This is a genomic window from Betaproteobacteria bacterium (assembly GCA_009377585.1).
Taxonomy (GTDB): Bacteria; Pseudomonadota; Gammaproteobacteria; order Burkholderiales; family WYBJ01; genus WYBJ01.
Map to the genome: position 1 here is coordinate 1 of WHTS01000039.1, position 8,816 is coordinate 8,816.

At 67.8% G+C, this 8,816-nt stretch carries 7 protein-coding genes; 1 reads left to right on the forward strand and 6 read right to left on the reverse strand.

Annotation, left to right across the window (positions count from 1 at the left end; genetic code table 11):
• Window positions 1–42 precede the first annotated feature (42 nt).
• A complete protein-coding gene (locus tag GEV05_14205; protein MPZ44524.1) occupies window positions 43–1,485 on the forward strand; it encodes an amidase in 1,443 nt (480 codons plus the stop codon).
• A 34-nt stretch (window positions 1,486–1,519) separates the two neighbouring features.
• On the opposite strand, the gene GEV05_14210 is transcribed toward GEV05_14205, so the two are convergent.
• From GEV05_14210 to GEV05_14235, 6 genes are all read right to left on the reverse strand, one after another.
• Window positions 1,520–2,479 carry a tripartite tricarboxylate transporter substrate binding protein gene (locus GEV05_14210; protein ID MPZ44525.1) on the reverse strand — a complete coding sequence of 320 codons (960 nt, stop codon included), beginning with the start codon at window positions 2,477–2,479 and terminating at the stop codon, window positions 1,520–1,522.
• 166 nt (window positions 2,480–2,645) lie between these two features.
• The gene (locus GEV05_14215; GenBank protein ID MPZ44526.1) at window positions 2,646–3,545 is read right to left on the reverse strand and encodes a hypothetical protein; all 900 of its coding nucleotides are present in this window, start codon (window positions 3,543–3,545) and stop codon (window positions 2,646–2,648) included.
• Window positions 3,542–4,597, reverse strand: a complete 1,056-nt coding sequence (locus GEV05_14220) for an MCE family protein (GenBank protein MPZ44527.1) — start codon at window positions 4,595–4,597, stop codon at window positions 3,542–3,544. The genes GEV05_14215 and GEV05_14220 overlap by 4 nt, the downstream gene beginning before the upstream one ends.
• A gap of 80 nt (window positions 4,598–4,677) precedes the next feature.
• Window positions 4,678–5,400 (reverse strand): organic solvent ABC transporter ATP-binding protein, encoded by a 723-nt coding sequence (locus GEV05_14225; GenBank protein MPZ44528.1) that lies wholly within the window; start codon window positions 5,398–5,400, stop codon window positions 4,678–4,680.
• A gap of 3 nt (window positions 5,401–5,403) precedes the next feature.
• The gene (locus GEV05_14230) at window positions 5,404–6,237 is read right to left on the reverse strand and encodes a hypothetical protein (GenBank protein MPZ44529.1); all 834 of its coding nucleotides are present in this window, start codon (window positions 6,235–6,237) and stop codon (window positions 5,404–5,406) included.
• Entirely contained in the window at window positions 6,234–8,651 is a 2,418-nt protein-coding gene (locus tag GEV05_14235) for a GAF domain-containing protein (GenBank protein ID MPZ44530.1), read from the reverse strand. Before GEV05_14235 ends, GEV05_14230 begins: the two co-directional genes overlap by 4 nt.
• Window positions 8,652–8,816 lie beyond the last annotated feature (165 nt).

Sequence of the window (8,816 nt, forward strand, 5' to 3'; positions counted from 1 at the left end):
GGCCTCGGGACCTGCCGATTGCGAAAGTGCGGAGAAGAACCGATGGCGGAGGAGCTGTTGCTGCTGGGCGCTTGCGAACAAGCGCGCCTCATCGAGAAACGCGCGATCTCGCCGGTCGAGCTGGTGCAGGCTGCGCTTGCGCGAATCGAGCGCTACGACGGGAAGCTGCGCGCCTACATTACGGTATGCACCGAGCAGGCGCTCGCGGACGCACGCGCGGCCGAGGCCGAGATCGCAGCCGGGTGCTATCGCGGCCCCCTGCACGGGCTGCCGTTCGGCGTGAAGGATCAGATCCACGCCGCCGGCGTGCGCACCACGCTCGGCTCGCGCGCGACCGGGTCCGGGCTGGAAGGCGAAGAGGCCTGCTGCATCGCGCGCCTCAAGCAAGCCGGCGCGATTCTGCTCGGCAAGGAAAACCTGCACGAGTTCGGCAAGGGCGGCACGCATGACTTCCCGTTCGGTCAGCCGCGCAATCCCTGGAATCCCGACTACAACCCGGCCGGATCGTCGAGCGGTTCCGGTATCGCGCCCGCCGCCGGCTTCAGCAGCTTCTCGCTCGGCGAAGACACCGGCGGCTCCGTGCGCAGCCCCGCGGCCGCGAATGGAATCGTCGGCCTGCGGCCGACCTTCGGGCGCGTGTCGCGCCATGGCGGCGTCATGTACGGCTGGACGGCTGACACCATCGGCCCGCTCGCGCGCCAGGTCGAGGACATCGCCCTGGTGCTCGGCGCGATCGCCGGCCGCGACCCGCGCGATCCCCTCACGTCGGACGAACCCGTGCCCGACTACCGCGCCGCGCTGTCGACAGATCTGAACGGGATGCGGCTCGGCGTCGTGCGCGAGATGGCCTTCCCGCCCGGCGTGCATCCGGACGTGCGCGCCGCGCTCGAGCAGGCGCTCGAGGTGTTGCGGCGGCTCGGCGCGCAGGTCGAGGAAGTCTCGTTGCCGCGCGCGAAATACTCGGTGCCGCTGCAGCTGCTCACCTCCGATGTGGACATCGCCGCGATGTTCGTGAAGAAGTGGCTGCGCCCGCACTGGGAAGCGCTCGATGTCGGGACCCGACAGCGGCTCGGTGCGGCGGCCTTGGTTCCGGCTGCAGTCTATGCCCGTGCCAACCGAGCGCGTGTGCTCGTGCGACGCGAAGTACTCACGGCCTGCGGCCGCTACGACGCCCTGCTCGCGGCAACCAGCCTCAACCCGCCCGGGCCCATCGATGCCGTGCGTGAAACGGTGACGAGCAAGGAGGACATGCAGCAGAAAGTGATCCTGCGGCGCATCGGCACCTACCCTTTCAGCATGGCCAATGTGCCCGCGCTCGCCGTTCCGATGGGTTTCAGCCGCAGCGGACTGCCGCTTTCGCTACAGATCGCGGCGAAGCCGTTCGCCGAAGCAACCGTGCTGCGCGTCGCCCACGCCTACGAGTGCGCGACCGAATGGCATACGCGCCACCCCGATCTGGAGAAGATGCTCGCGAACGCAGCGTAGCACGATGGCCCGTGCGTGCTCGCCTGCACGCACATCAGTTCGGCGTGATGTTCGCGGCCTTGACGACCTTGGCCCACTTGGCGATCTCGGACTTGACGTATGCATCGCTGGCTGCGAGGTCCTGAGCGACAGGCTCGAGCCCGAGCGACGCGAGCTTCTTTGTCACCTCGGGCGCGTGCAGGATCCTGGTCACGGCGGCGTTGAGCTTCTCGAGCACCGGGCGTGGCGTGGCCGAGGGCGCGAGCATCGCGTACCACACGTCCACCGCATAGCCCGGCACCCCGGCCTCCGCGATCGTCGGCAGGTCCGGTGCCGCGGCGGCGCGCTTGCTTCCGGCGGTCGCGAGCACCTTGAGCTTCCCCTGTTCCGCGTACGCGCGGGTGGAAATGAAGCTTCCAAACATGAGCGAGACGCGGCCCGCCATGACGTCGGTCATGCCGGCGCCGGTGCTCTTGTACGGAACATGCACGAGGTCGATACCGGCCAGCAGCTTCAGCAGCTCGGTTGCAAGGTGCGAAGGGCTGCCGACGCCCGTGGATGCGTAGTCGATCTTGCCGGGGTGCTTCTTCGCATATGCAATGAGCTCCTTCACCGATTTCATGGGCAGCGACGGATGCGCGACCAGCACGTTCGGCGAGTTCACCATGATGGTGACAGGCACGAGATCGCGCTCGGGGCTGTACGGCAGGTTCTTGTGCAGGCTCGGCAGCACCGAGTGGCCGATCGCCTGCGTGAGCAGCGTATGGCCGTCGGGTGCCGACTTCGCCACGATGTCGCCTGCGAGCGCGCCGCCGGCGCCGCCGCGGTTCTCCACCACACCGGGCTGGCCGAGCACCTCCTGCAGATTTTGTGCGACGATGCGCGACGTCGTATCGACGCCGCCGCCGGCTCCCGCGCCGACTACGATCCGGATGGGCTGGGTCGGGTAATTTTGCGCGTGCGCCGCAATGGGTAGTGCAGAGGCGAGTACGGCTGCGGGTAGCAGGTGTTTCATTGGCAGACTCCTACGAGAATCCGCCCCATTATCCCCCCGTCGGGACCCCAGAGCGGCTCAACGGAACAGTGCTTTGACAGTACCAGCTCGCAGGATCCTTCATCGGCGCCTGCAGTGGGAAGCTGCGGGCTACCCGACCGTGCCGGTTTGCCGCAGTTCGTAGCGCTCACTTCGGCCCTTGCAACGCGCCGAGCCTGGTCAGCAACGCGTCGGCTTCGAGAATCAGCGCAGCATCGCCCGTGCGCTCTCCGAGCACGCGCGCGTGCTCGAGCCACTCGCGCGCGTCCGGCTCTCCGCGCTGTGCTCCGCTGCGGCCGGCACGAAGCCAATAGCCGCCGGCCAGCTCCGCGTGACCTGCACGCTCGGCGACGGTGCCTGCGACGACCAGCACGCGGGCCATGCCGCGATAATCGCCGTCCTGGCTGCGCAACAGCGCCACTCGGTCGAGCCGGCGCAGCGCCTCGTCGGCTTCGCCCTCGATCGCGGCGAGCCGCCCGTCGAGCTCGAGCCGGTCGGCCTCCTCGCCGCGAGCCTCGCCGGCCGGCAACGCATCGCGATGCCGCCGCAGCGCCGAGGCGTCGCTGCGCTCTGCGGCCATCACGCCGGCGAGAAACTGCGTCTTGGCAGCCGTGGACGGCGACAGCGCGGGATCGCTCGAGAGCGGATCGAGCACGCGCTGCGCAGCGGCCGGATCGCCCGCCCGGTAGTGGATCGTCGCGCGTAGCAGCTGCAGCTCGGGATCGGGTCCGAGCTTGCGACGGATGCGCTCTGCTTCGGCCAGCGTCACCAGGTCGAGCGCCGACTGATAGCGGCCTACGTAGGTCTGCGCAAGGGCCAGGTTGAAGCGTGCATCGATGATCGGCTCCGGCCTGTCCTCGATCAACGCGTGGTCGAGCGTAGCCTCGTACAGCGTCGCGGCCTGCGCATAATGCCCGCGTGAGAAGGCCAGCTGCGCCGAGCGGTTGAGGAGCTCGCGCTCGGTCGGCGGCTTGGTCTCCTGCTTCGGCGTGCTGCCACAGCCGCTCAAGGCGAGGCCGAAGAGCAGAAGCAACGCGCGCCGCATCATGGGCGCACCTCGCGTGGCGGCAGCCTCGCCTCCACCGGCGGCGAATCGGCGCCGCCGCCTCCGAGCAGCCAGTGCCCGCGCAGCTGGCGCAGCAGCGCCTCCAGCTCGGCCAGGGTCTGCTGCGTCGTGCCGAGCAGCACCGGGACACTCGCGGTCGTGGTGCTCACGTCGCGCGTGATCTTCGGCAGTTGGGGCGAGGTCTTGCTCAGGTCGCCCATGATTTGCTCCAGCGAGACCAGTATCGCGTTGACCTGTTCGCCGACGTGCGGCAGGTCCTTGCTCTGCGCGTTGATCGCAGTCGACAACGAGGCGATCTGCGTGGCCGTGGTCTGCAGTTCGTCGAGAATCGGTCCCAGTGCCTGCATCGTGCTGTTCGCATTGCCGAGCAGCGCCTCGAGCTCGCGCGCCATGGCGTCGTTGGCGAGCACGCGACCCAACGATCCCTCGCCGCGCTCGATACGCGTGCTCAACGCACCGACGGCGTTCAGCGTGACCTGAAGATTGCCCTTGGGGTCGGCCAGACCCTCGGTGAGGTCGGCGAGTGCCGTGACGGCCCGCTCGGTCTGCGCAAGGATCGGCATCACGCGGCTGCGCAGGTCCTGCATGATCTCGCCTATGTTCTCGGTGGGTGCGCGGTCGGCTTCGACCGTCAGCACGGCGTAGTCCCAGTCCATCGGCTCCCCGTGGCCACGCGTGATCTCCACGTAGGACTCGCCGGCCACGCCGAAGGTCTTGCGGATGATCGCCGTGGAATCCCGCCGCACGAACGGGCTCATCGACGGATCGATCTGCGCCCGCGCGTGAATCTTCTCGTTCGGATCTATGACGATCCGGGTGACCCTCCCGGCCGGCGTGCCGAGGATCTCGATTTTCGCGCCCTGGCTCAGACCGAACAGTCCTTCGTCGGGCATCACCAGGCGCAGTGCCTTGCTTGGGTTCAGCCACTCCTGCACCGCCTTCGCCTGCAGCATGCCGAGGACGAACAAGCCCGCCGCGATCAACACGAACGCGCCCAGCAAGACGTAGCGATAACGTTCCCGTGAGGTTTCCATTTGGCGCTACCTTCCGCTTCCCGACGCACCCATCGAGCATGGCGCGCAAGCGTGCGATACGAACTGCCGGCAGGTATGCATCATCGACGGTTCAGCTTCAGATCGATCAAGTGCGCATCGACCAGCTCGCAATGGCGGTCGGCCGTCAGGCTGGCCTCCATGGCGTGCAACCCGTGCTCGGTGAACCAGATCACGGAGCCACCGCGCCTGCGCATCTGCTGGATCGCGTTCATCAGTGGCAGCAGCAAGTCGGAGTCCTCGAACGCCATCGGATGCTCCAGCACGAGCAGTGCGGGACGGCCGAGGAAGGCCCTGACGCAAGCCGCCCGCTCCAGATCGCCGGGCGCGCAGTCCGAGGGTAGAAGCAGCGGCAGACCGGGCAGCCCGAACTGCCGTGCCAGTACGCTGGCGCGGCTGCGCAGCGCATGCTCGGGCAGGATCGTGTGATGGCGTACCGGCAGCAGCAGATTGTCCATCACCGATCGGCCTTCCATCCAGTTGCCTCGACCCTGCACTCGGGCGATTGCGCGTCGCAGCTCGAATGCTTCGTGCCTGCTGAGCTCGTGCCAGGCGCGACCGAGGAAACGGACAATGCCGCTTCCGGCATCGGCCAGACCGAGCAGGACATCGGCGATGTCGCTGCTGCGCTCCTTGTGCCGCGAGTGGATCAGCTGCAGCTCGCCAGCGCACAGGACGAAGTCAAGCGCCAGCGCCGGAACGGCGCCACGGGCGCCGACCTGCATGCCGGATGCCGATAGCATCGGCGTGGCGGCAGCGGACGGGTCGATGGTCGCGGATTCCATAGGCTACAGCAGCGCCGTGATGAGGGCGCCGATCGCGATCGTGGCGATGAGCGAGGTAGCGAACGCCTTGGGCAGTGCGCGCCGGATACCCTGCGGGCCGTGCTCGATGCGGCTGCCGAACCAGATCGAAAGATATCCCACGACGTAGCCGGTCAGGAGCGGTTTGACGACCAGCAGCAGGTAGTCGCTCAGCGACATGATGCCGAGCACTGCGGCCGTGAATTCGCCGGGTGAGTTCGTCGTCAGCCCGGCAAGCGAAGCGGCCAGGTAGCCGGACCAGAGCGCCGTGTGCAGGAAGAACAGGGTCAGCAAGAAGGCAGCGGCGGCCACCGCGAAGGCGCGCGGAATCATGACGAGGTCGATCGGATCGACCCCCTGCGATGCCAGCGCACGCGCATGTCCCGAGCGGGTCATCTGCCCCACCTCCTCGACCAGGACCGAGCCGCTGCGGCCGATGATGATCAGCACCGTGCCGACCGGCGCGATCTGCCGGATCAGGGCCAGCACGATGAACTCGCCGATACGCTCGTCCTGGCCGGCGTAACGGAACCAGTAGACGATTTGAAAGACCAGTCCGATGCCCACCAGCAGCGCCACGATCATCACTACGGGGATCGCCCGAACACCCACCTGGTAGAGATAGAAGGCGAACTCCGCGCGCATCGTGCGTCGCCAGTTGCCAGGGATGAGCCCGCGCGCCAGCACACTCACGAACTCGCCGACGAAACGCAGCGCTTCGATCAGACGATCGCCGAAGCCCTGGACGAATCCGCGCCGCGTGCGGCCAGCCGAGGGCCCGCCGCGACGGCTCTCGGTCGCCGCGCCGTCCGCCGTCACAGCCGCCCTCCCAGCACGTAAGTCGAGAACTCGCCCAGCCCCTCGAGGTAGTGACGCCCGCGCATCTGGAAGACATAGCGGCTGCGCAGCACCTGATAAACCGATTCGGTCACCTGGATCGCGCCGGGAAAGCTGCTGTCGGCCATACTCATGGCGGTTCGGACGGCTTCGCCCCAGAACGCGAACGCGGGGTTTTCGCCCCCGACCAGGCTGCCAATCGCGGGGCCGACGTCGATGCCGATCCGGAACGCCAGCGCGTCGCGATGCCGAGCGAACAAGGTTTCACAGACCGCCTTGACCCGGATGGCAAACTCGGCGAGGCGCTGCAGCGCCTCGCCAGCATTTTCGTTCGGATCGACCGAAGCGATCACCTGGTCGCTGAAGAACTTGAGGTAGTCGACGCCTTCATCGCGAGCCGCCGCCTGCAACGCATCGAGCAACTGCGTCACCGTGCTCTCGGCACCGTCGTGCTCGGTCGGCTTGGCGAGCACGACCGGGTTGGTGAGCTGCAACGACAGCACCGCGAGTTGCTCGATCATCTCGGCGCCACGCACCCCATCGGTCCCCGGGGACAGCCTGGCGGCGAAGGCTGCCGCACGCCGTTCGCCGAGCGTGGTGTCGATGTCGAGGTCGCGGAAGGCCGCGCTGAGCTCCGGGCGCGGCCTCGCACGCGCGCCTGCAGCGACCGCTGCGCTCGAAGACGGCGCAGTCTCGGGTACCGTCGCTCCGGCACCCGCGGCTCCGACGGCGAGCAGATTGGCCAGCGCGCGGGCGAACGCTGCGGTGTGGGCCGGCCACTCGAAGCGCTCGCCCGTGTCTTCCAGCAGGACTGCGCCCTTCAGGCGCTCTGCCGCTTTCACCGGCACGGCAAGCAGCGCGCGGCAGCCGAGCGGCTGGAGATAGAGCCGACTGAGCGATGCCAGGCGCACGTCCGCGCCGGCATCGACCGCAGCGAGGAACGGCTCCGCCTCCAATGCTGCGAACAGCTCGGGATAGTCCTGCCGCGCGAGCCGGGTACCGTGCGTATGACCGCCGGTGTCGCGATCGTAACAATCGAGGCAGGTCAACCCGCCCGGTGCGGGCGCGAGATGCCAGATGCTGACCCGCCGGACTCGCGCCGCCTCACTGGCGGATTCGGTGAACGGTCGCAGCGCCAGCGAATCGCCCGGATCGAGCGAGACCGAACCGGCGGATGCCAACTGACCGAACGCCTTCGCCGTAGCCTCGAGCTCGGCCTTGCGCTCCAGCACACGCGTCGCCTCGCGATCGGTCCGCAGTCCCTGCCGGATCAGGAGCCACGCGAGCAGGCCGGCCAGCGCCATGGTCGAGAGGCCCATGACCAACATCTTGCGCACGTTGTCGGCGACGAAACCGACGAAATCGTCCTCCGGCACCACGAGCAGCACCGCCCAATCGCGCTTCAGCAGGCGATCGAGCGAAGACACCGAGCTGATGTAGCGCCGCCCGTTCAGCTCGAAGGCGCGCTGACCAACGCGCTCCACGCGGTAGTAGTCGTACGCCCGCTGGGCCACCGGATCGTCGAGATCCTCGACTCGGCTCAGGCGCAGCTTGCCGTTGCCCTCGTCGTGGATCAGCTCGGCGCGCGGATGGGCGATCAGGTGGCCCTGCGCGTCGACGATCATTGCCTGCCCGGAGCGTCCAATCGACAAGGACGCGAGAAAACGGCTGATGCTCGTCAGCATGACGTCGGCGCCGATTGCCGCGCGCAATGCGCCATCGGCGGCAAGCACCGGCACCGATACGGTGATCCCCGGGGCGCGAGCGGTGAAGAAGGGGTACACCTCGGTCCAGTGCAGCTGCCGCTCCCGCTCTGCGCCCTGGTACCACGGGCGCGTGCGCGGGTCGTATTGGTCCCAGGGCGCGTTTTCCCGCGAAATGACACGTCCGCGGTCATCGTGGCGGGTGTACGTGATCTCGAATCCGTCCGGAGCGCGCTCGGACCGGTGGATCCGCTTGATCTCCAGCACGTCCTGTCCGTCGCGCTGCTCGCGCCGCACCATCACGAATTCGCCGTCGCGGCTGCCGACGAACAGCGCCGTCAACTGAGGCGCTTGCGTGAGCATGCTGATGCCGAGCGCCTCGACCTTGGCGTCCGGAATAGCGGCGGCGAGCTCATCTTCGAGCAGGTCGCGCGACAGTCTGATGATTCCGTTAATCGGCCTTAAATAGGCCTCGACTTCGGTCTCGATACGCTCTCGCAGGTTGGCGATCACGCCTTCGGACAGCGCCAGCGCATCCGCACGCATCGCCCAGTAGTTGTGGATCGCGATGCCGATCAGCGCAGCCAGCATGATCGCGACCACGGCGAGCGGCAGCAGAATGCGCCGGCGGCGGTGCCGGGCCATCGCCCGCGCCTCGGCGAACCCCTCGTACTCGTATCCGGTTGTGGCCATCTGGTCCGCGGGAGTTGTTGGCAGGCGACACAAAAAGCCGCCGGCCTTTACGCGTGCATCGTACCCTCCTCCGGAAAGAAGCAGGCGGCCCGACGAAGCGCTTGCCCTCGGCGTTGATCATGACGGAGAGCGGATAGCTGTGGCAATAGGGATCGTGCGAACGCG